General features: G+C 54.2%; 16 protein-coding genes and 1 pseudogene. 5 read left to right on the top strand and 12 right to left on the bottom strand.

What is annotated here, in order from left to right; all coding sequences use genetic code 11:
* Window positions 1–381 (bottom strand): BapA/Bap/LapF family prefix-like domain-containing protein (locus tag UB90_RS21665; protein WP_157888776.1); only part of this gene is annotated, 381 nt, incomplete at its 3' end.
* A gap of 547 nt (window positions 382–928) precedes the next feature.
* On the opposite strand from UB90_RS21665, the gene UB90_RS21670 reads away from it, so the two are divergent.
* From UB90_RS21670 to UB90_RS21680, 3 genes are all read left to right on the top strand, one after another.
* Complete coding sequence (locus tag UB90_RS21670) at window positions 929–2,854, top strand: ATP-binding response regulator (RefSeq protein WP_227512159.1); 1,926 nt, start codon at window positions 929–931, stop codon at window positions 2,852–2,854.
* Between the two features lie 110 nt (window positions 2,855–2,964).
* Complete coding sequence (locus UB90_RS21675; RefSeq protein WP_009178565.1) at window positions 2,965–3,603, top strand: response regulator transcription factor; 639 nt, start codon at window positions 2,965–2,967, stop codon at window positions 3,601–3,603.
* A 126-nt stretch (window positions 3,604–3,729) separates the two neighbouring features.
* Entirely contained in the window at window positions 3,730–4,968 is a 1,239-nt protein-coding gene (locus UB90_RS21680; protein ID WP_065326559.1) for a glycosyltransferase, read from the top strand.
* Between the two features lie 18 nt (window positions 4,969–4,986).
* Here UB90_RS21680 and UB90_RS21685 read toward each other — a convergent pair whose 3' ends face one another.
* The 7 genes from UB90_RS21685 to UB90_RS21715 all read right to left on the bottom strand — a co-directional run bounded on the left by UB90_RS21685 (window position 4,987) and on the right by UB90_RS21715 (window position 15,675).
* On the bottom strand, window positions 4,987–6,303 hold the full coding sequence (locus UB90_RS21685) for a BamA/TamA family outer membrane protein (protein ID WP_227512158.1): 1,317 nt from the start codon (window positions 6,301–6,303) through the stop codon (window positions 4,987–4,989).
* A gap of 58 nt (window positions 6,304–6,361) precedes the next feature.
* Window positions 6,362–7,456, bottom strand: a complete 1,095-nt coding sequence (locus UB90_RS21690; RefSeq protein WP_110364804.1) for an HlyD family efflux transporter periplasmic adaptor subunit — start codon at window positions 7,454–7,456, stop codon at window positions 6,362–6,364.
* Between the two features lie 72 nt (window positions 7,457–7,528).
* A complete protein-coding gene (locus tag UB90_RS21695) occupies window positions 7,529–9,676 on the bottom strand; it encodes a type I secretion system permease/ATPase (RefSeq protein WP_065326558.1) in 2,148 nt (715 codons plus the stop codon).
* A 49-nt stretch (window positions 9,677–9,725) separates the two neighbouring features.
* Window positions 9,726–11,009 carry a TolC family protein gene (locus tag UB90_RS21700; RefSeq protein WP_065326557.1) on the bottom strand — a complete coding sequence of 428 codons (1,284 nt, stop codon included), beginning with the start codon at window positions 11,007–11,009 and terminating at the stop codon, window positions 9,726–9,728.
* On the bottom strand, window positions 11,006–11,746 hold the full coding sequence (locus UB90_RS21705; RefSeq protein ID WP_227512157.1) for a BapA/Bap/LapF family prefix-like domain-containing protein: 741 nt from the start codon (window positions 11,744–11,746) through the stop codon (window positions 11,006–11,008). Before UB90_RS21705 ends, UB90_RS21700 begins: the two co-directional genes overlap by 4 nt.
* 298 nt (window positions 11,747–12,044) lie before the next feature.
* The gene (locus tag UB90_RS21710; RefSeq protein WP_065326555.1) at window positions 12,045–14,012 is read right to left on the bottom strand and encodes an autotransporter outer membrane beta-barrel domain-containing protein; all 1,968 of its coding nucleotides are present in this window, start codon (window positions 14,010–14,012) and stop codon (window positions 12,045–12,047) included.
* Between the two features lie 667 nt (window positions 14,013–14,679).
* Entirely contained in the window at window positions 14,680–15,675 is a 996-nt protein-coding gene (locus UB90_RS21715; protein WP_065326562.1) for a BapA/Bap/LapF family prefix-like domain-containing protein, read from the bottom strand.
* A 271-nt stretch (window positions 15,676–15,946) separates the two neighbouring features.
* Between UB90_RS21715 and UB90_RS22655 the strand changes: the two are divergent.
* Both UB90_RS22655 and UB90_RS21720 read left to right on the top strand, forming a co-directional pair.
* Window positions 15,947–16,223, top strand: a pseudogene (locus UB90_RS22655) (transposase); the annotation flags it as partial.
* A gap of 255 nt (window positions 16,224–16,478) precedes the next feature.
* Window positions 16,479–17,234, top strand: coding sequence for a sulfite exporter TauE/SafE family protein (locus UB90_RS21720; RefSeq protein WP_065326554.1), 756 nt, complete (start codon window positions 16,479–16,481; stop codon window positions 17,232–17,234).
* 1,498 nt (window positions 17,235–18,732) lie between these two features.
* Here the strand turns inward: UB90_RS21720 and UB90_RS21725 are convergent.
* The 4 genes from UB90_RS21725 to UB90_RS21740 form a co-directional block, all read right to left on the bottom strand.
* A complete protein-coding gene (locus tag UB90_RS21725; protein ID WP_065326553.1) occupies window positions 18,733–19,491 on the bottom strand; it encodes a hypothetical protein in 759 nt (252 codons plus the stop codon).
* A complete protein-coding gene (locus UB90_RS21730) occupies window positions 19,488–20,807 on the bottom strand; it encodes a hypothetical protein (protein WP_131818803.1) in 1,320 nt (439 codons plus the stop codon). The genes UB90_RS21725 and UB90_RS21730 overlap by 4 nt, the downstream gene beginning before the upstream one ends.
* A complete protein-coding gene (locus UB90_RS21735) occupies window positions 20,804–21,964 on the bottom strand; it encodes a DUF4123 domain-containing protein (protein WP_065326551.1) in 1,161 nt (386 codons plus the stop codon). Before UB90_RS21735 ends, UB90_RS21730 begins: the two co-directional genes overlap by 4 nt.
* A gap of 370 nt (window positions 21,965–22,334) precedes the next feature.
* The gene (locus UB90_RS21740; protein WP_235859313.1) at window positions 22,335–23,360 is read right to left on the bottom strand and encodes a helix-turn-helix domain-containing protein; all 1,026 of its coding nucleotides are present in this window, start codon (window positions 23,358–23,360) and stop codon (window positions 22,335–22,337) included.
* Window positions 23,361–23,530 lie beyond the last annotated feature (170 nt).

The following is a 23,530-nucleotide window of genomic DNA, read 5'->3' on the forward strand; positions in this document are numbered from 1 at the left end:
GGGGTCCGTGCCGTCGGTAGGGTCCGTACCGTCGGTGGGATCCGTTGGGTCGGTATTGTCATCGTTTGACGCCAAGGCCGCAATGCCAACAGCGCCTAGGCCAGCGAGCGCGGCGATCTCGCCACCTCCCATCGCACCTGCGAGGCCTGCCCCCCCTTCAGCCCCTTCTTCAAGTTGGGCTTCCGTCCCGTCTGCAAAGATCAGACTGTGCAGTGACCCGTTTTCAGCTGGGACATAGAAATCCTCTACCAGAATACGGTCACCCGCTTTCAACTCGACAACAAGGTCATCTCCGGTGCGCAGATAGCGCAGGACCTGATCGCGTACCGCATCAACTTGGACGCCGATCTCACTTCCTGCCTGAATTGTTCTGTCTACCACAGCTCTGTCTCCTTAATTTCCCACCCGCCCAGGCGTGGTGCTCTTCAAAAACTGAACGATAATCACTCTTTAGTATGTATTACCCATACCTTTGCATGTTCAGTCAACCTTGGAGTAGCAATTATCCTTTAAAATTGTATCTTTTTCTCTCGTAAGGAAGTCAGACACCTAATTTACACCTATCCTTGCTTACATATTCAGGATTCAGTCGTTTTTGCCCCGATAAACTTCGCACAACCAGCGAGAGAATTACGCAAATCGAATCGACTGTAACCTTGCAGGCGTTGCCTTCACTATGAGACGGCTACGCGCATCACAAACTAAAGAATGGGTGCAGAGTGCATCGCATGAGTTCTTTGCATCCTACAGGAGCATGGCTATAAGTCAGTATCGACTTGCCTCCGAAGGATGCATACTTCACCTGAGCGCTTAACATGCGTGCTCACCACAAATGGCGGAGGGGACATTGCCCACAGAGGAAAACACTTCGACATCACCCCCTCTACAGTCACACTCGGCGGTCGAGGTCACTTCATTGCGGTCCACTTTGCAAACGATCGCGCGCATTATTTCGACAGACCGTCGCGCGACGATCCTAGCAAGTGAAAATGGTGATGTACTTCTGGCCAATGCCGCAGCGCAGCGTGTCGGAATCCACGAACACCTCACAGACAAGTTGACTGCGTGGTCGACACATTGTCTCAACGCCAGACGCGCAGGAACTCAGACCATACAACCGGAGCTGGACGATAGGTCGGTAGAAGGGCTGCTGGTTCACCTACCCTTGGGATCAACTGAGGCTTATTTGATTCGCCTGTCGGAAACAGAGCAGGAAGCAGCATCACTGAGAAATCGGGCCCGCGCAGCAACCCTTCTGCGTGTCGCCCACGATCTCAAAACCCCAATCCAATCCCTATTGTCCGCATTTGAAGAGTGGTCCAATGCCACGAGCGCCGCCCCCAGAACTTTGCACGAAGATACGCGCTCGGACCTCGATCAAACTGCCCAACGGGCATTGGATCAAATCGATCATGTCCTGAGCATCATTCGCAGCGAACAAACGCCAGGACAGATCAACCCTGATGAAGCCTTCAGCCTTACGGATGAACTGAAGGGGCTCATCTCGATGATTAGGCCGATTGCGCGCTCTAAGGAAACACTGCTCGAATATAGCCAAACACCATCTGCAGATGTCTGGGTAAGTGGCCCAGTTCGATTTGTCCGCGCACTCTTTCAGAATATGGTGGACAATTCTGTGAAATACGGCGGCCCGAAAGTCGAAATCGGGCTTCGCTGCATAGAAGAACCCCTCGACGCAGAGCACGCGAGCGATGCCCAGCAACTCCGGATCCGTTTCGAGGTTGGCGATTGGGGAGGCGGGCTGCCTGTTGAACAAAAAGCGCGTCTATTGTCCGCGCTCGGTCATCCGTACAAATCGGCTAGGTCAGACACGTCGCCACATCGCTCCTCTGGTCTGACCATTATGTTACACGCCTTGCGCCAACTGGGTGGCACGATGGAGGTCTTGGACCGACATGCGAATGGAACACCAGCGCAAATGGCTGACGATACACCCGTTGCCGGTACAATCTTGCGCGCTGAATTTAGCCTACTGTCAGCCACCCCACCGGCCTCTAGAGCCACGCGGCCACATGCTCCGGCCTACACCGCGGCAGACATGTCTCTCGAAAATCACAAAATTATCGTTGTTGAAGATAGTCCCGCAAGTCGCGACTGGTTGGTGCAGGTGCTAAAGCGTGCCGGGGCAACTGTCTTCGCGGCTGGAAACGGAATGGAGGCGCTGGAGCTGTTGAGCGCACCGGAAACCTTGGACGATGGCCTCGATCAATGTCGCTCAATCCTCCTAACTGATATGACCCTGCCCTACATGAGCGGATTGGACCTCGTTCAACGCCTCCGCGCGGCTCAGGACGCTGCAGAGTGTAAGTGGACCGGCCAAATCGTTGGCCTAACCGCACATGTGGATGATCAGTTACGTAAAGCCTGCCACGAGTCCGGCTTCTACCGTGTGCTAGACAAACCGATCCGCGCCTCAGCGCTGATTCAAACTATAAAAGAGGCCGGTCGCGTGGCGCAAACCGCACTCTCAACCGCGAACACGCAACCACACTTCTTGCAAACGGGCGATTTGCTCGCGCAGCAGGTAGTTGCAGATTTACTGGAACAGATGGGCAGCGCTTCGACGCAACGCTTCATGAAGCGAGCATTGACAGAAGCGGAGGTAATTGTGGGTGATTTATTGGAGAATGGGGCCACCCCCGACAGCCGCCGTCAGCTACATGCAGCAACTGGAGCATGCGGATTGACGGGGCTTTCCAGAGCAGAAAAGGCGCTACGCGCCCTTGAGCTACGTCTCGAAGAAGACCGTGAACTCAACCGGGATCATCTAGAAGACGCCCGATCACTACTTGAAGCCACTCGCCACGCCATCGAGGAACTGGCGCTTGCGTAATGCGCACTCAAACAGGTGCTATAAATACACTTGTGGACATCCCGCTTTAGCAGCCACTAAAATGCGCCGTGTTGACGCAATAGGAGCTTTGCTCCGCAGAAAGATTAGAGATGACCGCTAGCGCGCCCAAACCAGTTCGAATACTCGTTGCAGACGATCACGCCATGGTACTGGAAATGTTTGAGCATTTCCTTTCTAACCTCCCCAATGTGACGGCAGAGACTGCTGCTGATCTGGATGAGGCGTTGGCGAAGATCGAACAAGGCGGAGCGTTTGATCTCGTACTTCTTGATCTCAACATGCCCGGCATGAACGGCACAAGCGGCCTCAGCAAAGCCATTGCCCTCAACGAGGGTAAACCTGTTGCAATTCTGACCAGCAACCCGTCACAGAAAGTCGTTTCAGACATTTTGTCACTCGGCGGAGCGGGATTGATCCTCAAGACCACATCCCTAAAGGATCTTGGCAATGAAGTGAACTTCATCGCGGCGGGGGGGCGCTATATACCTGTCGACCTCATCGAAACGCAGCGTGTGAAGACACAGGATACAACCAGTACACCGCTATCGGATCGTGAAACCACCGTTCTAAATTTACTGGCCGAGGGAAAACCGAACAAGGAGATCGGCAGCGACCTCAACCTTGCAGAACCCACTGTAAAGATGCACGTAAAGTCTATCTGCACCAAACTCGGTGCGAGCAACCGCACGCAGGCGGTGATCGTGGCGCGAGATTTGAACCTCATCTGACGGTCCTTTTACCCCGTTCGGAACTAGCCGGGGTCCGGTGGTTTTATTGTCCAACGGGTTCACACAGGCCTCCACACCACATGCATTAGTCTGTATGGTGATGAGTACATACTCTCGGAGGTAACCGTGACAAAGCCAGTCATTGTATTTGTGGGATCCGTCTATCCGGGCCAATTTGGCGGCCTCTGTGATTACCTGCGAAAATCAGGTGTCGCCGAAACATATTTCTTAACAACGCCAGGGCACCGAGCTCGGAACGTGGACCGCGGCGCGCATATCCTTGCCTTCCAGCCCGACGGAAAGATCGTTGGCGAGCAAAGTTACTACTATTCAGCTAAAGTCGAGCGTTCAGCACGGATTGGTCGCGGTGTTCTGAACGCATTAAGAGAATTCCAAAGCAAGAAGAAGATTGATGTAGTTGTCTCGCATTCGCTCTTTGGTGCGCCACATTTTCTCTATGATGAAATAGATGCCGCAATCATCAGCTATATTGAATTCCCTAGCTACCAAGCGCACGGCTGGGATCCGGCCTATCCACCCGATTTGGCGCAACGCATGGCCGACAAAAATACCGAGATGCTCAACTTCCATCAAGCGGTTCGAAGCGATCTGGTAATCTGCCCAAGCCACCATGCCAAGCAGATGTTCCCCCGCGCGCTGCAAGGCAATATTGAAGTCCAACTGGAAGGCTTTGATTTCGAAACCAACTCCCATGCAGCAAGAGCGAAGGCATCGGATGCGCCTTTCACCATCGGTTTTGCCGCCAGGGATCTATCCAGCGCCAAAGGATTTGATACCTACATGGGTCTGGTCAGCCAGCTGATCGATCAAAAAGTCGAAGCCCGCTTCATTGCGCTTGGCGGGGCCGGTGTTACCACCTACGGCTACGAGGAGCAGTGGGTAAAGCGAGAGCACAATGGGGCAATAGCCAATTTCTGCGAGCACTTGAAATCAGTTTACCCTCAGGCGGGCGAAGCTGTCGAATTCGCTGGAACGCTTCCTTACGAAGAGTACACACAGCGGATCGCCGACATCGACCTGTTCCTTTATCCGTTGAAATACGGCGTAGCGAACTGGGGCCTCGTCGAGATACTCGGAAGAGGCGCATGCGTTATTGCTCCAGATAGCGGGTATCCCACAGAATTGATCATCGACGATGTAAACGGTTGCTTGCTACCAAATGAGGACGCGGCATGGATTTCTGCGATCAAGGCATTGATGGAAGATCCAGATCGGCGCAAGCGTTATGGTGCAGCGGCGCGGATCATGTCGATCCAACACCATAGCTATGCAGCAGTTACACCGCGCTATATGCAGCTTTTCCGAAAAGCGATGCAAAACAGGAAGATGCGGAGCCCCTCATGACATCACATCGTTGAAAGCTTAAAATCGCGCTGAAACACTTAAGCCGAAAGTCTGGCTCTCATCCCCAGCTTCTCGCTCTATAGGATGTGCCACATAGAGCGAGACCGGTATATCGGCCACATCAAAGGTCAAAGACACCCCAAGGCTACTACGCCGGTGCCAGCCATCATCGATCAGGCCATCGCGATCGTCATCCAATCCCCAGCTGGTACCGACATCGGCAAAGATCCCCGCTAGAAAATTGGGGCCGTGCTCCAACTCAAATTGACGTTGTAGCTCAACTGATCCGACAAGATAGTAATCCCCACCCAAGACATCATCACCGTCTTGCGGCCCAAGACCGCGGGGAGCAAAACCGCGAAAAGCCTCTCCCCCGGGGAAAAAACGATCCACGGCACGGGGCGAATTTCCATCCATTCCAAGTACAGCGCCACCTCTTAGCCCTAACACCAAGCGCGTTCGGGGCTGCAGTGGCACGTATATTCTCCCACTGACGCGTGTTTCAGATAAAATATCATCTGTACCTAGGTTCCAAAAGAATTGCTGTAGGCTCGCCTCATACCCCATCCTCACAGCCTCATCGCCATCCAGATTGTTCAGCTGTAATCCAAATCGCAAATAAGGAGCCGTTACCTCGCCCAGCGATATCGCCTCATCTATCAGCAATGGACTTGCACCCGGTTCGACGCCTTCCATGCGGTACTGGCGCACCCCCATACCGACCTCAATCCGAATTCCATCGTCCGGTCGCCATGCCAACTGCGGCTCGATTTGAATGCTCTTTTGCGCATAGCTGCGATCGTCGTATTCAAGGTGCTCGCCATAAACGCTCAAGCCGAAATCAAGCCCTTCGCCAAAGGCGTCGTCCCAGATCAACCGCCCATCTAGTCGCTTGATTTCAGGGTTGAAACTAACTTCGAGCGCGCCGTAGACGCCGGGAAACAGGTTTTCACGCTCATATGACAAACGCGCGGTGGCATCATCCTGAGAATCATAAAACAGCGCGCCAGACAAACGGCCCGGACGCGTATCAAGCTCAACCACGTCAATAATGAGCGCATCACTCTCTCGATACAGAGAAACGCGCTCGAATACGGCCGTGGACATCAGACATGCCTCGATATCGCGCAACTCAGCGTCGCTATAAGGTACGCCTGCCTCCACGCCACATGTACGCTGAATGTCCGCCTCAGGAATAAACTGCGCACCGCGAACTTCCACTCTGGAGCTGACAGCTCCCCAAAGGGGACCGGCCGCTGCCACTAAAGCAAAACCTGTCAGTCCCGCAATTACCCGCGCACATCGTGACAGGGTGGCGAAACGAATAGTGTTCATTATCATATTGGAGTGCATCTTTCATTGTCTTCCGCCGCATCGCTGCGGGAGCATAGTTTCAACGCAGCCGCGCCCTCAAAAGCGGGCGTGTCAGATAGCTCAGAACTGAACGCTCTCCGCTCTCGATATCGACCTGAGCAAGCATCCCCGGACGGATCGCAAATGTCTCACCATGGCGCTCCAGAAAATTGTTCCCGGTCCGAACCATGACGCGATAAAAATCCTGTGGCCCCTGCGGCGTATCTTCTTCGACAGTATCCTCTGAGATCTGCGTCACAACGCCCCGCAGATCCCCATAGGTGGAGAAGTCATAGGCTGTAATTTTCACGCTGGCTTCCATTCCCGGCGCGATAAAGGCCACATCGCGCGGCAATACCTTGGTTTCGATCAAAAGTTGGTCATCGGTCGGGGTCACCTCCATGATCGGCTCTCCCGGCTGAATGACACCGCCCAAGGTCGTAATGTCGATATTATTAACCCGACCAGAGACCGGAGATCGGATTTCCGTTCGCAGAAACTCGTCTTGCTTTCGCACCACATCTTGCTGCAATGCGGTCAGCTTAGCTCGTCGCTGTGCCAAATCCTTGTAGGCGTCTTGAACATACGCATTGCGAGTGTCGCTGATTTTGCCTTCCAATTCTGCACGTTGTTGCTCGAGACGCAGTACATCAATGCGGCTGACAGATCCTTTCGCCACGAGCGGACTGGTAATATCGATCTGCTCCTGTATTGAGAGGCGCTCAGCCTCGAGCGCCTCGAGAGAGGCCTCCAATTTGGTTCGCCTCGCTTCAAACAAGCGCAATTCTGTGCGCTCTGCCTCGTCAGGGTTCTGTCCAAAATCGAGCTTCGGCTGCTCCAGCACCTCTGCTTCCAGCCGCGCCACCTCTGCCGCCAGAGCAGTAATCTCAGCATTGGCAGCGAGGAAAGCAGACTCGGAGCGGGTTGGATCGAGGCGGACAAGCACTTGCCCCTCTTCCACAATATCGCCTTCACTGACGAGCAGTTCTGCAAGGATACCACCCTCAAGGCTCTGAATCATCTGCATGCGGCGCAGGGGCACGACCCGGCCGTCACCACGCGTAATCTCATTGATCTGCGCAACCGACGCCCATCCAATTGCAAGTAGCAACGACAAGACGATCAAATTGATCATCAATCGTGACTTTCGCAAAACTTGACGGCGATAGCTCCCGTCCATTTGGCTGGGTGACGTGTCCATATCCAATCACTTAACAGCCTGAACCGGTTTGACTTGTGTCGTGTTTGACCGCGCAGAATTGAGGATTTGCAACAGGTCACCATCCCGTACGACCCGACCATCCTTTAACACCACGGCCCGCTTGGTCAGACTCAACAGTTCTCGTTTGTGAGTAGAGATCACGGTGGTCCGCCCCTCCAGCCATTTGCTCAAGTGATTGATCACATGCATTTCGGTTAAATGATCGAACGCAGCCGTCGGCTCGTCCAGCAAGACTATCTTTGGATCTTGCAACAACACCCGCGCCAGACCAATCGCTTGCCGCTGTCCACCAGACACATTGGCGTTGCTATGAATACGCAGATCTAATCCGCGCACATGGCGCCGTACAAAGCTACCCAGTCCTACCGCGTCCAGCGCTTCCAATAGTTCCTCATCAGAATGCAACCCATGATCGAGCAGCAAATTGTCCCGCAAAGTACCTTGGAAAAGCGCCACGCTCTGCGGCAAATATCCAATCTGCCGACGCCGGTCGATTGGATCGATCTGACTGAGCGCAAGATCATCCAGCAATACAGTACCAGACTCTGGATCAGTCAGCCCAGCCAACATGCGTAACAACGTTGACTTTCCTGCGCCATTCCCACCCAAGAGGGCTAAATGTTCACCGGCGGGAATTTCGAAATTATGGATCGATACGACTGGCGGCCCTTCGGGATCATGGCGGTAAACGGCATCATCCAAACGATACGCCCCATTTATATTTGAGGCTCGCACAAAATGACGATCATCCGGGCGCTCCACCTTCAGGTTCATAATCCCGTCCAGCCCTTCCATTGCCGCCCGGACATGCTGCCAGCGTGCTAAAAGCCCTGCCACTTGCCCCATTGGGGACATGGCACGACTTGAAAGCAACGTACAGGCGATGAGGCTGCCCACCGTAAGGGATCCGTTATTGATCAGATAGACACCGGCAATCACCACGCCTGCATAAGCCAACTTTTGTACTGTCGAGACAAGCTGTGTTGTGATCGTGGTGAGATGCCGAGTCCGTACAGCAGTGTTCGCCATCGTGGCGGTAAGCTGTGCGTAGGCCCGCTGTAGGCGCCCTTCGGCGCGAGACGCCTTGACGGTCTCGAGGCTCGAAATGGTCTCAAGCAGGAGGCCATTCAACGCGGCTCCTTCACGCGTGTTTTCCTTTGATGCCGCAGCCAGTCGCCCTTGCATAAGAAGCCCGGGCAATACACTAAAAACCACGCCAGCCAGAACAACCAGAGCAACCTCACCGCCGATGAACCAAATCACCGCCACAAAAACCAAAACAAATGGAAGATCGCATAAAGCCGTCACGGTTCCTGAGGTAAAAAACTCTCGCACTGTAGCAAAGTCTCTGACCTGACTAGCAAAGGCACCTGTTGACGATGGTTGCTGCGCCAGCCGCATGTTGGCTACTTTTTCAAATAGACGCGCAGAGAGTGTCAAATCGAGGTCTCGGCCAGACACATCGACCAATGAGGCCCGCATGAGCCGTAGTACGAACTCTAGCACAATCGCAATGCCAACACCGCTGGCTAGAATCCAAAGCGTATCGAAAGCCTGATTGGGGACGACCCGATCATAAACCTGCATTGAAAACAACGCCGTTGCCACTGCGAGTAAATTAGCCGCGAACGAGGCTGTCATTACATCCCGATAGATCCGCACATTTCCGAGAACCGGACGCAGCAACCAATGGCCCTTCTGCGGTTCTTTGCCATCCAGTCGACTGGATACAAGATCAATAGGCTTAGAGACCAGCAAGCGCCCGTCATAAGCCTCAAGCAGATCACCCCGCTTCCATATTGCACGACCGCCAGCCGCTTCCGGGTCAATCACGCGTGCTTCAGTTGCCCCGAATGCCTCCAGAACCAGTGTACGCCCGTCTTTGAGGAACACGAGGACGGGCAAACTACTTGCAGGGAACTTCTCCAAAGGCTCACGGCTGATCCGACAGCTCATATTTGCGCGCCGCAAGGCAAGACCGATCTGCCCTTCACTCAGCGGCTCATCAACCTCAAGCGCCAAGCCATCCGTCAACTGGGCCGCAGATGTGGAAATCCCATGAATTCGGCACAGTTCCAATAGCCCCCGAACGACCGGATCTATGTACTCCAGATCTCTCATCGCATTCCCCATTGGCAATTCAGCGAATTTATAACAGTGCTCATAGTAAAAGCCCTCGCCTCTAGCCGCCTGCAGACAGGATTAGAGTGCCCAAGACCCCCAGATCTCTGGCGTTCTGATATTCAGTTCTCTTCCTGTCATCGTAGGTCTCAATGACATCAATCTGCGCGTCATAGAGGTCTCGCCCCGTTGACAACAGATCCACCAGTTCACGCTGCCCGGCAATGAATTGCTCTTCATAGGTGTCCAGAACCTTCTCGGCTTCAACGAGTTGACGCTTGCGAGCGGCTTCCGTTCGTCTCAGGGTTCCCAACTCGGCAAGCGCATTTCGTGCTGCGTTGGTTAAGTCCCGCTCAACCGCCAGGAGCGAAGACTGTGCCGCCTGATTGTCTAACACTGCAGCCTGCATCTGGCGTTTACCAAACCCACGAGAACTCAAATCGACGCCCGCAGAAATACCAACCGCAGTCCGTGAGCGCCCGCCATCCAAACTTCCGCGCGCTTGTGCCTCTAGGTTAATTGTAGGCAACCGTTTAGCTTTAGCGACGCCAATATCTGCTGCAGTCTCATCCACAAACGCACGTGCTGAAATATAATCTGGCGCAATTCTTACCGCCGTTTTGAGACGTGAAGAATTTCCATAGATACGATCGAACCCAATTTCTGGTGGAGATATCGTTCTCCCCGGGCCTTGCCCAATCAGAAACGCAATCTGCTCAACTGCCCGATCACGGCTAGACGTGAGTTGCGACATTTCATCTCGAGCACGTGCGATTTCCAGATTGGCACGCGCCACCTCAGCCCGATCCCCTAAACCGCCCTCTGCACGGTTTTTTGCATGCTCTGCAATTCGTTCTGCAAAGCTCAGATATTCGCGAGTCTTTGAAATTTTCAGATGGAGCGTTTCAACATCAAGAAAGTAGAATGCGACCTGAAGCGTCAAATCCTCTACCGCCATTTTTAGATCCGCTACAGCCTGTGTTCGGACCTGCGTGGCGGCGGCGATCTGGTTACGGATCAACCCCCAGTCAAACAGAATTTGCGAAACCGTCAACGTAATTGCCGGTCCATCACTGTCTGTTGTGCTGCTTTGTCCAGACAAGCTGAAGCTGGGGTAATAGGCATCACGCGCAGACTCGACGTCAACGTTACGACTGGCAACCCGCTGTCGCATAGCGGTGACATTGGCATCGCGCTCAGCTGCGATGACCACCGCGCGCTGTAAAGACAAATCCGCAGTGGCGACCGTGGCTGATACGCTCGCACAAAATGCAAATATTGCACATTTAAGAGTCAACTTTTGAGGCGCAACTTGTCTCAGCCAACTATTCCAAAGACGCATCATAGCCCCACTTCGCTTTCAAATTCGGGGGTAAGCCCTGTCAACAGGTCTATTTCGACAGGAAGCATCACCGCCATATCGGCACCAGCCTCAGCGAGAGGGGAGTCTTCGCCGCCAGTTTCTGGTGCGTGGTGATTATCACCTCCAACCGCCTCAGGCTCAGACGCTGGCATGAAGGCAGCGATGTCCTCGCTTCCACCAACAGACACCAGCCCCAAATCTTCTTCGGTGACCACCTGCCCGAAGGTCGTAACCTGTTCCGTCACGTCGAGCACATGCGCGCTTTGGTCGAAAACGTCATCGCTTGGGGCGGAGCCACCACCCCCTGCGACCATTCCCGCACCTGAGGCAAGCCCCGTCCCGGTCAACAGCGTGATGAAGTCTCCACCACCCTCAGAAACCAGCGCGGCACCTCCAGCCTCGCCTTCGATCGCGCCTGCATCGGCGGAAGCGGAATCTTTAAAGTTTGGGAAAACTTCGTTGTCTTGTGTGTCATCAAAGTCAGCCGGTTCTGGAACTTGCAGCCCGGATACGACGATCTCTCCGGTGGAATCCACGAGCGTGCTAAATCCCCCTTCCGGCCCCACAACAAAAAAATCTTCGATAAAAACCCGCTGCCCGTCCGCGAACACCACGGATAGATCGCGACCGCTTTTGACGAGATCAGAGATTTCAGAGTGAGTGGAGTCTAAGCTTACGCGTTCTGGCGCACTCAGCTTCAGCACGCGGGCGATACTCATAGGCGAATTATCTTCAACGCCCCCCAACCCGGATACCAATTCCGTCGCCATTGACACACCTCAGGCCTGTAAAAAGAATTCAAATATTGAGGTGATTAATTACCCCTCGGCTCCTCCCAGAATGCAAGTCAGTAAGAAAAAATGCAAGTGATTAAAGTGTCTTAAAGTTTATTGACCTCCCCATAAATAGCGATGCGAATCGCAGCGACGCTGCCTAATGGCGATTGCCCGCCGCTTGAAAGCAAGAAAACGTCACCGACTTTCAATTTTCGCAATTATTCATGCAGTTAATCTAACGTCAGATGTCTGCATCTCCGGCATCGTCAAACCCATCAAGCAATTCAGACCCACCGAGCAAGGTACCCAGTGCGTTTTCGACACTGAAATCGACATCGGAAATAAATCCGCCTCCTTCAGCGCCGGTCGCATCCCCGGGCTCGTCACCTTCCTGGAGGAACGAGGTAAGTGCGACATCGCCGGTTACGATACTGCCGGAGCCACTGCCCAAGATCGTGTTGAGCAGCTGATCAACATCATCGACGGCCTCAGACAGAACCGCCCCACCACCTTCCAGCACGCCCTCGTCAACAAGAGTACCACTCAGCGCATCCACCCCGGTAAGCTCGGACAGTAGGTCTCCATCAGCAAGATCATCTTGTGGCGCAACGTCCAGACCAAGCAGATCTTCGTCACCAAGTAAGGCTTCAAATACATCTGCACTCACTGCGCCGCCTATCTCCAACGTTGGGGAGACGAGTTCGTTTTCACCGACAGTGGCCACACCGAGCAAAGTGTCCAGAAAGCCGCCGTCGCTTCCGGATTCGCTATCCAGTGCGACGAGACTCTCCTCATCAGAGGACTCATTTGAGGAGCCACCCAAAACCCCGCCAAGCAAACCACCGCCACCCAGCAGCCCCCCCAACAAGCCGTCATCGCCGACAACGTCATCCAGCACACTACCAACGATGCCATCCTCGCCGAAGACACCATCCACCAAGCCGTCGTCACCAAGTAACCCGCCTGCTACGCCATCGCCACCGAGCACACTATCAAGAATGCCATCGTCGCCCACAACCGCGTCAAGAACTCCGCCTACAACCCCATCATCGCCGAGGATTCCATCTATCAATCCACCATCACTCTGCAGACCTTCGCCGCCAGCAACCGCATTAACAACGCCAGCGACAATGCCGTCCGCACCAAGCACGCTTCCAACGACGCCATCTTCACTGAGGAGGTCGTCAACCAGACCATCTTCACCCAGAACATCGCCGACTAGACCCTCATCGCCAAGCACACTGCCCAGCAAACCATCGTCACCTACAACCGCGTCAAGAACTCCGTCAACGACACCCTCCTCGCCTAGGACACCATCAACCAGCCCACCGTCGCCCAGCACACTGCCAAGCAGGCCATCGTCACCCACAACAGCGTCAAGAACTCCGTCAACGAGGCCATCCTCTCCAAGAACGCCATCAACAAGACCATCCTCCCCTAGAAGGCCGTCGACAAGACCACCACCGCCAAGCACATTACCCAGCAGCCCATCCTCGCCGATAATCACGTCTATGACATCACTAACGAGACCATCCTCCCCGAGGAGGTCATCAATCAGCCCATCTTCTCCGACGACAGCATCGAGTACATCGTCAACAAGACCATCTTCCCCAAGAAGACCGTCGCTAGCTTTAGGCGAATCGACTTCGCCACTTAGCGCGCCGCCGCCTACTCCACCGACGGCAGCGTGACCCTCGGCGGCAGTAGCGCTGGTTGCAACATTTGTCGGATCGCCCGCTGTATTGATTTCTGTGGAAACCTTCACCGAACCAAGTGCAGAATGTTGTGTATCGAAAGCAGCAGCCGCAACACTCGGGTTTAAGGCTATAGCCTCTGCGCCCTCAGCGACTGGCACCGTAATATCAATGTCAGCCGATATATCGAGATCTTGACCGACGGAGGCATCGACAGCAACAGAATCCGCGTTCTGGGGCGACGTGAGCGTTCGCTCACCTCCCTGCCCCGCACCCGCTCTCTGCACATCATGTTCAGCGAGCGGATCTTGCGCAGCCAACGCACCATCGGCGGCAGCGCTTTGTAGAGCGAGAGAAATACCAATTGCCGTTGCGGTTGACGACACGCCGGCAGTACCGCCCCCAGAACCTCCAGAAACGAACTTTTCTGGGCGAAGCGCAGCGCCGATATTGGCCGCAACCTCTACCGCCTCTTGGCGTTCATGCCCAACACGACTGTTTTTCTTGGCGACCAATACCGCTCTCCAAATCTAGCACCACAGGATCTCGCTCCATGACATAGAACACCGCCATGAGATGGATTGAACCCAGCACTCTCAGCTTAAGTACCACACCACAAATCGCAGGTCAAAACTAAAGGATGTAATTATACACCAGCACCCCTTTAGTATATACTTCCTCTATGATGGTACTAGCACCCAGTAAGGACGACACCTAAAAGAGCGTATCCGATGGGAGTGTGAACATCCTCATTCAGGATGCCGGAGTGGTGTGCCCATTCATGGCGGGCGCATGATCAGAATTGGCGTAGATTTTTCGCCCAATAAAGCATGAACCCGGACTCACGTCGCGACCCTCAGCCACAGACGCCAACGCGGATGCCAAACCGTCAAAGCCACTGGCAGCTGCTTTTGAGGCCGCAACCAAAGCGTCGATTCGCAAATCCCCGTCACCCGTCACTACGGCCTGCCCCGCATAAGATACACGATACGTCACTGTTCTGCCTCCATACTCGAATAATTTCTTAAATAGGCGAGCGGGCACAATTGCCTTGGTGGGGTGCAAGACCCGCTCGCCGGTAAAGAACTGCCACACCCTCGGGGGGAAGGCTCTGACAGCTCTTTGCTCAGGCGCAGACCGACAAAGGGGGCTTGGTCAACGCCCGTCATGACAGCAACCCGCTTACAGCAGGGCGCTCTCATTACTGCTGTCCGTCAGGCCACCAACAAGCCCACTTTCACCTAGGACGCCATCAAGCAAGCCGCCAACGAGGCCCTCCTCACCAAGAACACCGCCAAGCAGTCCACCATCTCCTCCCAACAGGTTTTCATCGTCATCAAACAAACCATCGGTGCCGATGTCGCCACTCTCATCCGCACCGATCAAACCGGCGCCCAACACATCACCCAAGAGCCCACCTACTCCGGTCACCGACGGCAATAAGCCATCATTGCCTATGAGATCGCCAAGCAAGCCACCGCTCCCAGTCACATCTCCGAGCAGACCGCTGTTACCGGTCAAACCGCCAAGAAGACCGCCATCTGCAATCACAGCATCAACGAGCCCTTCATCGTCAGCGGCTCCGCCATCGCCCAACACTGGCCGCCCCAATAGCGGCCCAAGCAGACCACCCAACGGACTATCCGCACCGATCAAATCCCCCAGAAGCCCTTCGGATCCGGTCAGATCACCCAGCAGTCCATCGTTGCCTGTTAGCTCACCAAGCAGCCCATCATCAGAGAGGATTGGATCAAGAACACCCGCTTGATCGTCGACACCGTCGGTGCCATCACTAGGATCGGTTCCGTCGGTGGGGTCGGTGGGGTCGGTGCCGTCAGTAGGGTCGACATCATTGTCGCCATCATCGTTAGCCAAGGCCGCTGCCCCCAAAACCCCAAGGCCAGCTAGCGCAGCAATGCCTGCGCCTCCGAGAGCTCCCGCCATTCCTGCACTACCCTCGGCACCCTGCTCGAATTCCGCTTCTGTGCCATCTGCAAATATCAAACTATGGAGCGAGCCATTCTCTGCTGGTGTGTAAAATTCACTGACAGTGATCTGATCACCAGTTTTCAACTTAATAACCAGATCGTCGCCGCTGCGCACATAGCGCAGGACATCAGTACGCATCGTGTCGACACGCACACCAATATCGTTCCCTGCTGAAATTACCTTGTCCACCAAAGTCTTCTCCCGCCCGCCTAAAAGGGCAAAGCTCGCGTTGATTCTATATTCTTTCGATATTAAATACATACTTTAGAATCTAACCGCAATAATTTTCCAAACTTCGATCGACCCGCGCCTCAAGTTGACACCTGACAGCAGGAGTCAGGTTTCATCGCCAACACTGCCAAGCGATGTGATTGAAACCAACCGCGCAGAACACAGGCGTTGTTGCGGAACTATCACCTTGAGGGATTCACTTGGGAATCCATGCGGTTAGACGGGCTGCATGATCAAACCACCTCCTACCCGCTATCGCACGACGAACTAGTCCAGCTATAACGAAGCACCTCGAAAGCGGGGGCGCTCCTAGTCCGGGTCGACAAGGAGATTACCTGGCTCGCGCCGCGTGCCGGGCGGCCCGGACGGTGGCGAGCCTGCTGAAGTTAGCGGGGTGGGACTGGCCCGTGCCGGACTTCTCGACGCTGTGCCGCAGGCAAAAGACCCTGGCCGTGCAGGTTCCCTATCGCCGCGCAGATGACCCGCTCAACCTTCTCGAGGACAGCAACAGGGCGATGTAGTTCAGCCAGCAGAAGGGCTCCGCTCACAGGTGACAGCCTCTCGCAATTCAGGCAGGCAGAACATCCTTGATGCTTCTGCCCAATGTATGCTCCATTCAGACCAATTTACAGACCAATCTATTGATTGGCAGAACCAGCGTTGTCACAAGAGATTCGTCGACCGACAAGCAGTCTAGACACCCCAGATCACCGCCCGCGGCGGACGTGCATTTCTAGCATCGAAAGTTCAATCCTCCCATCATGACATACTTTGACATTCTTCTGCTCACCGTCGCAGGTTTTGGCGCTGGTCTGCTCAATGCAGTGGCCGGGGGCGGAACCTTTTTGAGTCTGCCTGCACTGATATATGTGGGCGTACCACCGGTCAGCGCGAATGCCACCGCAACGCTGGCGGCACTGCCGGGCTATGCCAGCAGCGCATGGGGATTTCGCCATGACATAAAACGGGAGGGCGCGCTGTCGACCTGGGCCATTGCCGGAGTCAGCGTGGTGGGCTCTGCCGTGGGGGCGATCCTGCTCATCATCACGCCGGGAGAAACGTTTTTGTGGGTTGTCCCGTGGTTGTTGTTGTTTGCGACGTTCATGTTTGCCTGTGGTCCACATCTTTTGCGCGCAGTGCGAGATCGTGGGGTCAATAGCGCCGGTGCCGCTGTTTCGGTCGCCGCGATGCTTGCGGTGTCGACATATGGTGGCTATTTCAACGGTGGACTCGGGATCATGCTGCTGGCCACATTCGGATTGATTGGCTACGCCAACCTGCATGGCATGAACGGTCTCAAGAGCTTGGTCTCAGCTGTCGTTTCATTGGTCTCTTCGATCACATTTATCACTGCGGATCTGATCGCATGGCAACCTGCGATCGTGATGGCCTGCAGCATAACTGTCGGGGGCTATCTCGGTGCAAATCTGAGCCGTCGCATCGTCAGAACCGATCTTTTGCGCCACTTTGTGACGGTCATTGGACTGGCCATGGCGGCGGTTTTCTTTCTGCACTGAACAGAAAGTCAGAGAACTGTCTATAGGGTCAGGACGCATTGAGTTCCGCCACAGCGCGTGATTCACGGCTTCGAAACCGGAGTGATAACATATCTGATCTCTTCTGGCTGACCGAGGCGAAGATCCCCTATCTGTCGGAAGCGTCGGGGATTCCTATGACAATGCCCTAGCAGAAACGATCTATAGCCTCTTCAATGCTGAGGTCATCCACAGACGCGGGGCAATGGCACTATCATTGGCGCACGACCGGATCGTCTCGGGGTGCGACCGTTGCGCTCTGTCGAAGCCGGAGGCATTATCTATTTCGATCACGCAATCAAGCGACTTGTCGAGACCGAAGAAGCTCTGGAAATGATCGCTGGGCGCTGTTGCACAAATTGGGGTCTGAGCGCGGTTCCCCTTTCCCCGGACGGACCTATCCTACGGCCACAGTGACGGGTATGATGCGCTTGTGTAAAGGACATTGCATAGGCTGAGGTATTTTCAACCGGCTCCGGGAGCCGATTGGATTGAGGGCGATAGTTTGGCCTAAATAGCGCTCTTAAAATAAATCTAAACATCTGAGGATGAATACGGAGCGCAACTGTGTATGGCAAATAAATTTGCAGCGAACCACACGCAATATTCCGTTGAGCCAGAAACCACCGACCTGCTTTCAAGATCTAACTGGAACAGCCTTCGTTTAACCGATTAGTGGTCCGTTGTCTTTTGGCGACACCCTCAATCCGCCTCGCTTGCTTCCGTAGTGCTTCCAGCGCGTCGGGGGCAACGCAAGCGGCCCCGCCGAGGCGAGGTATAATTTGTTGTTTTGGAATGATATATTTGGTTGTGGGAGCACACAACCGCCGCAACCTACCGACCCTTTCGGCTGCGGTTTAACTTGGGTGCAAGCACGAAATGAGCCGCAACCCTACCGGGCGTCGGGTCTGGACAGACACCGCCTTTCGCTCGGCCGAGATCACGATGGCAAACATAGTCTACAACATGGACCGATTGCGCTGGCTTCCCAGTCAAAGTGCGCCCGCTTGACGCCAAACCCGGGCTGAAGACCCACCGAACGAACTCAAAGTGCCGCGCAAGCGGTGCATCAAAGCCTTCAACCGGACAACCGCAGGCTGAACGGCGGGTTATCGGAGGTGTCCAAATCGTCACATCACCGCGCTCTCGCAAAGCTTCATTGTATTCCGACCAGTTCGTGACCCGATACTTTGCCTTCTCAAACTTCTCTCGCCGTGAGGCGTTGTGCTTAAACGGCATCCAGAATTCCTGCCGCTACATCTACACTCCGACTACGAAGTCCTATGCTTTCGTGCAACATGGTCCTTTCCGTTGGCTCTGGTTCAATAACGCTCTTTCCACATGGGAGGCCCATCTGCTTGGTCAGTTGCTGCTAGAGATAACTCTCAGCCTGAACAATAGCTTCGTGCGGTTTTGTTGTTACCCCCCAACGGGATCGCTATGCCAAGGCGGGATAGCAACAATCCTTTAAGGAACGCGATTACATCGTCAGGCGTTCGCCACCTTTGAAGCCAATATTCGATATGACTCGGCGCAGAAGACGACTTGCGACCCAATTGCCCATGCTTGCCGAATAAAAGAAGAGCCCGAATGCAGTCACAATCAAGCCCGCGACACTGTCGCCAGCACCACTAAAAGCCAAACCGCCGAGCAGTGGTGCTCCGCCTAGTATCCACAGACCAAACTTCTCTATCCACAGGCTTTCTGCACCCAAGTCCGTTCCCGCGAGCGATGGCCCTGCTGTCTTCAGGTAGAGGGTGCCTCCTGTTGTCCTCTCGATACAGGAACCGACAAGCTCTTGGGCACGTACGCTCGATATGCGTCGGGCAAGGAACATTGCTCGAAGCTCCACTGCAATGACCACAAGCACGGTTGCACCGACGCACCAATAGAAACCGTCACTACCATAGGCGAGCGCCCAGCCAAGAAATGTGAAGCTGAGATACATCGTTCGCAAACCATTAAGACCAAACCTGTTTCTCAATACATCTGGAGAGACGCGGCCCGCAGTAAGCTGCCATCTGGCGCGCAGAATAAAGATAACTTGAACCAAAATGAAGGCGACAGAGATCAGGGCAGAAATGTCTCTCGGTCCAAAGCTAACAGCTAGGATAATAAATGACCACAATGCAGGCCCGCAAAGTACAACGATGATGGCAAGAACGAAGCCTCGGAGCGTTTCGTCTCTATAAGGGTGTGTTTCGAATGGCGTCCAAAAGAGAACAGCGTGGTCATTCATGGCGCAATCATTGCTCCTTCGTAAATCTCCGCATCCGTCAATCCGGACTTGTACCAATCCGTATTCCTAAAGAAATTTTGCGCCGCCGTCTTGACGCCAGTAGTTGCCACGAGACGGTTAAGGCTGAAGCCCACCGCGACAATAGCGCCAATAGCAATTCCAGCCACAATGATCGGGGACGCAGCTACGCCGAAAATAGCAACTGTCGCTATACCGGCTGCGGCCAAAGCCGTACCTATGATTGTAGATAGGACTGCATTTGCTACTGTGAACCCGATCGAGACGAACAAATCCGACAAGAACCGCTCTCCGTCGGAGCTCAGATATTCAGCAATGTCAAAACTAACAGCGAAGACCAGACCAACAACACCAGTTTTGGTGGCCATGCCTCTGAGGTTTGAACCGATGCTTTCGCTCACGGAGCGTACTGCGATGTTCATCGACGAAACCTGCATACGGCCAAGACCTTTTGATCCGTATTGCAAATGACGGCGATACCAGAGCATTCCATTATCCCACTGACCGCTCTCAAATATCAGTACTTTCGCACCATTATAGAGCGTTTCCACGCGCACGGTACGACCGATCATCTCACGTAAAAAACGCCGGTTATTTCCTGCGCTCAACATATCGCCGGTCTGAAACGCTGCATCGCCTGCTGAGCGCGTCAAGTCCCCCGCGAGATCGCTTGTCATGTAATGGATGGCTGATACAAACCACTCCGCTTCGGCATCGCTCATTGTGTCGATATCGTAGGCACCCGGCGGCGGCGGTGGCCCCATACGTTCATCAATTTCATGAACAAGCACGATCGGGTCAGAAGGTGGCAGCGGCAGAACTTCGCCGTCCGACGACATGGGACTACCGGCATTTCGCCAGGCCGTTTCTGACATCACATCAAGTGCGTTCATCTCGTCGCCGGCACGGATCGAGCCATATTGCCCCTGCATGCGTGCAGAGGATACTTGTCCGATGGGTACCATAGGGCGTATCGCGGGTTCCGGTTCCCTCTTGATGATAATATGCGCACCAACGCTTTGCGCCCTAGCGGGTGTCCCGAGCGCACGGATATCAGGCACCAGAGGATATGTTCGACCGTTAATCTGCAAGCTGAGATCATTACGTGTATTTTCACGTGTATTCTGCAGTGTGAAACCGTTGTTCTCAGGCAGTGCTGGCGTGCATACACCATTCACTTGGCCAATGATTGGGATCGGACAGCTAGCGCCAGGTGCGACAGAAAGGCGAAACAAATTGCCCTCTTGGCATGGCACGCAGATAGCTCCAGCTTCGGAGGAACTCGACAGTTCGCTCATAAAGGTCTCCTGAAAGATGAGTTCGCGCGCGCCAAGGATAATATCTTGCACGCCTTATCGAGTTGGTGCTGTTGGGTGGCAAGCAACTGTTTCACTTCGGAGGTGGTTAGAAAATCCGAACCGGCCAACAGCGCAGCTAATGCAAAATCTCCAATCGCCTTCTCAATAGTGAAACCGTGTCGTATAGCCCTCTCAGTCAAGTCTGCCGCTTTTGAAGCTGTACAGATTTCTAGGTCACCAGTTTCTCGCTGAAGATAATCGGCAAGTCGTATGTGAAACCGGCGATGCTGATACTGTGCCAGAATATCTCGACTTTCACGGGTCATCTGAAAAGGCGGCTTAGCCGCAACTGTAGCGCTACCACGAACTAGATTCCAGTGGCTTCCGTCTGACATCACATAACACAGCGGGTGTCCGTCTCGCGTAGCTGACCAGTACGGAGCAAGCGTGGGACTATCTGCTATCGTAGTCAGATAATGGTGGAGGCAGCGCATTTCCCAAAAACGAAAATACATCCATGTACCGTTCTCGTCTTGAACTCGAATATACCTGCGCAAATGTCGCCAAAGGGAGTCAAAACTGGCTGTCGTACGCAGGTAGATGCCCGGTACATTGTCCCACAGGCCACCAGCGCGCTGAGATCGAGTGAACAGTCTTCGAGTTAAGTCGCTCGCCTCATCCAACTGAACTAAATATGGGGCGACGTCGCGCAGGTCGGTTTCGGCTGCCCCTTTGAATAGACATCGATACGTCAGATCTTCGGAGTCAAGAAAATCGGCAAGTCCAAACACCTTTGCCGCATCAAGAACGGCGAAACTTCCCTCAGGCTTAGTCCTGTCTTGCTGTCCAAACAGTGCCTCGCGAAGACCGTCAGGGACTGTTTTTCTCGGCCATATTCCGAATTGTTCGTCAAGCGGCACGACGTCAAGCAGCGGCTCTACCGTTATGAGCGCATGATATACAGAATCAGCGTTCGGAACGTCTTGTGCCTGAGAAGAAGGTCTGGCTATCCCGAGCCAAAAATCATCTGCATCTTCTGATATATGTTTACTCAATAGGTATTTTCCAAATGGCTTAATGTTGAGGTGACATTGACGGATTTTATGATTGTTTTCAATTGCGGTGTTTCTGGCGCGGCAGTGCTGGAGCTCATGCATCCGCTCTCAAGAAGATTATCGCGTTTTGGCCCGTTTCGTCTGTCAATCTCGGATCAAAAAAGGGCCATTTACCGGAGTAAAATGGGGCCACCGGGGTTGAATGATGCTGCGCCTTGGTGTGTGTGCTCTCCAAATAGCTAACGCGTGCCAAGGCGCACTGGCCGCAGGCCAGTTCTGATCAGTTTTTTGTTTTGGATTTGCGGCTTTCGCGCAGACGGGAGCTTTCGCCGTTCGTCTCGAGAATGTGGACATGGTGGGTAGGCGCGCATGCATCGCGACTGATCCCATCACCAGAGCTAGGGAAGCGGCACGTTAACCTTTCTGAAGCCTGAGTTGTGTCTCTCTGGTCACTGGTGGATACCATCAGATGTTAAAAATCGGACCTTAGCCGGTTAACCCTACGCGCTTGCGTGTCGAGCCATTTGCGAGGCGGCATGCCCATCTTCCTGCGGAATGCGTAGGTGAAACTGCTGACACTTGCATAGCCAAGTTGGCTCGCTACTCGTTTTATTGGGGCACCGCCAAGTATCGCGTCGCATGCGGCGTGCAGTCGGATCTGTTCGGCGCTCTGCGCCAAGGTACAGCCGAACACTTCACGGTAGGACAACGCCAAACGGTTGGCTGTTAGACCCAGCCGAGATGCCAGCTCTCCCAATCCGGGCGGTGTCATTGCCTCGAGTTCCAGCATTGCATGGGCTTCTCGTGCAGCCTGAACCTCATGCGGCGCAATTGCGGGAGGGGTGTCGGTGGATAGAGTCTCCAGTTGATAACAGAGGATTTGCAGGGCGGCGGCTTCGATCAACTGAGTGCGAAGTGGCAGACGGCTGTGCAATGCCTGCTCGAGCGAAATTCTGAGGTGGCTGGGGAGTGGGGCCTGTGTGACAAGGGACGGTCCCCCCATCCCGTCCAAAATCCTCTGAACTGCCTTGGGGACTTTGCCCGCAAACCAGTTCTCAACCATTTTCAATGGTGCATTTACACCAAAGATGTCGACCTCACGCCGATGCAACCGAAAAAGAGCTCCCGTATCACGCGGGCGGATCAGCCCCACCGTGTCACTTTCGTAGAGCGCTCCGCAGGTCAACTCAGCGGCGAAGCTGCCGCCCAAAGGGACTTGGGTAAATACAAAATCTGTAGGCCGTTTGTTTGTGACTTCGACCGTATCCGGGCCGTTGGAGCGAAACCGCGTCTTAGTCCAGCCAATGCCGGTATCCGGAGCCGCTTTTGCTCGCTGAAACTCAATGTCCACCGCGTCGGTTTTTACCGTCACTGTCTCTACGCCCGATAAACAGATTTTAACCGGTTGAGAAGCGTCAGAAGAAGATGAATCAAGAGACATTTGGCGATAAAGGGTAATAGAAACAAAGGATAAGAATAGGCTAAGCGAACCACGCACCTCGTGCAAGAGCCGGGACACCTTTCATGAGTACAGGCTGAAATTCGACAAAAAAAGCCGCTATCTCGACAAACACGCTCCCTACGCGACCCACCAAAACTGGATATGATTTGCCTAAAGCCGCGCATGTCTAACACGGGCGGCCCAAAAGACAGATAATAACCGGTTCC

The sequence above is a fragment of the Tritonibacter mobilis genome, assembly GCF_001681715.1.
Lineage (GTDB): Bacteria > Pseudomonadota > Alphaproteobacteria > Rhodobacterales > Rhodobacteraceae > Epibacterium > Epibacterium mobile.

Coding starts and splice junctions, on each gene's coding strand:
- UB90_RS21730 (WP_131818803.1), bottom strand. CDS start 20,807: ATGAGCGAACTGTCGAGTTCCTCCGAAGCTGGAGCTATCTGCGTGCCA.
- UB90_RS21735 (WP_065326551.1), bottom strand. CDS start 21,964: ATGCATGAGCTCCAGCACTGCCGCGCCAGAAACACCGCAATTGAAAAC.
- UB90_RS21720 (WP_065326554.1), top strand. CDS start 16,479: ATGACATACTTTGACATTCTTCTGCTCACCGTCGCAGGTTTTGGCGCT.
- UB90_RS21705 (WP_227512157.1), bottom strand. CDS start 11,746: ATGAGTATCGCCCGCGTGCTGAAGCTGAGTGCGCCAGAACGCGTAAGC.
- UB90_RS21675 (WP_009178565.1), top strand. CDS start 2,965: ATGACCGCTAGCGCGCCCAAACCAGTTCGAATACTCGTTGCAGACGAT.
- UB90_RS21690 (WP_110364804.1), bottom strand. CDS start 7,456: ATGATCAATTTGATCGTCTTGTCGTTGCTACTTGCAATTGGATGGGCG.
- UB90_RS21685 (WP_227512158.1), bottom strand. CDS start 6,303: ATGAACACTATTCGTTTCGCCACCCTGTCACGATGTGCGCGGGTAATT.
- UB90_RS21700 (WP_065326557.1), bottom strand. CDS start 11,009: ATGATGCGTCTTTGGAATAGTTGGCTGAGACAAGTTGCGCCTCAAAAG.
- UB90_RS21695 (WP_065326558.1), bottom strand. CDS start 9,676: ATGGGGAATGCGATGAGAGATCTGGAGTACATAGATCCGGTCGTTCGG.
- UB90_RS21725 (WP_065326553.1), bottom strand. CDS start 19,491: ATGAATGACCACGCTGTTCTCTTTTGGACGCCATTCGAAACACACCCT.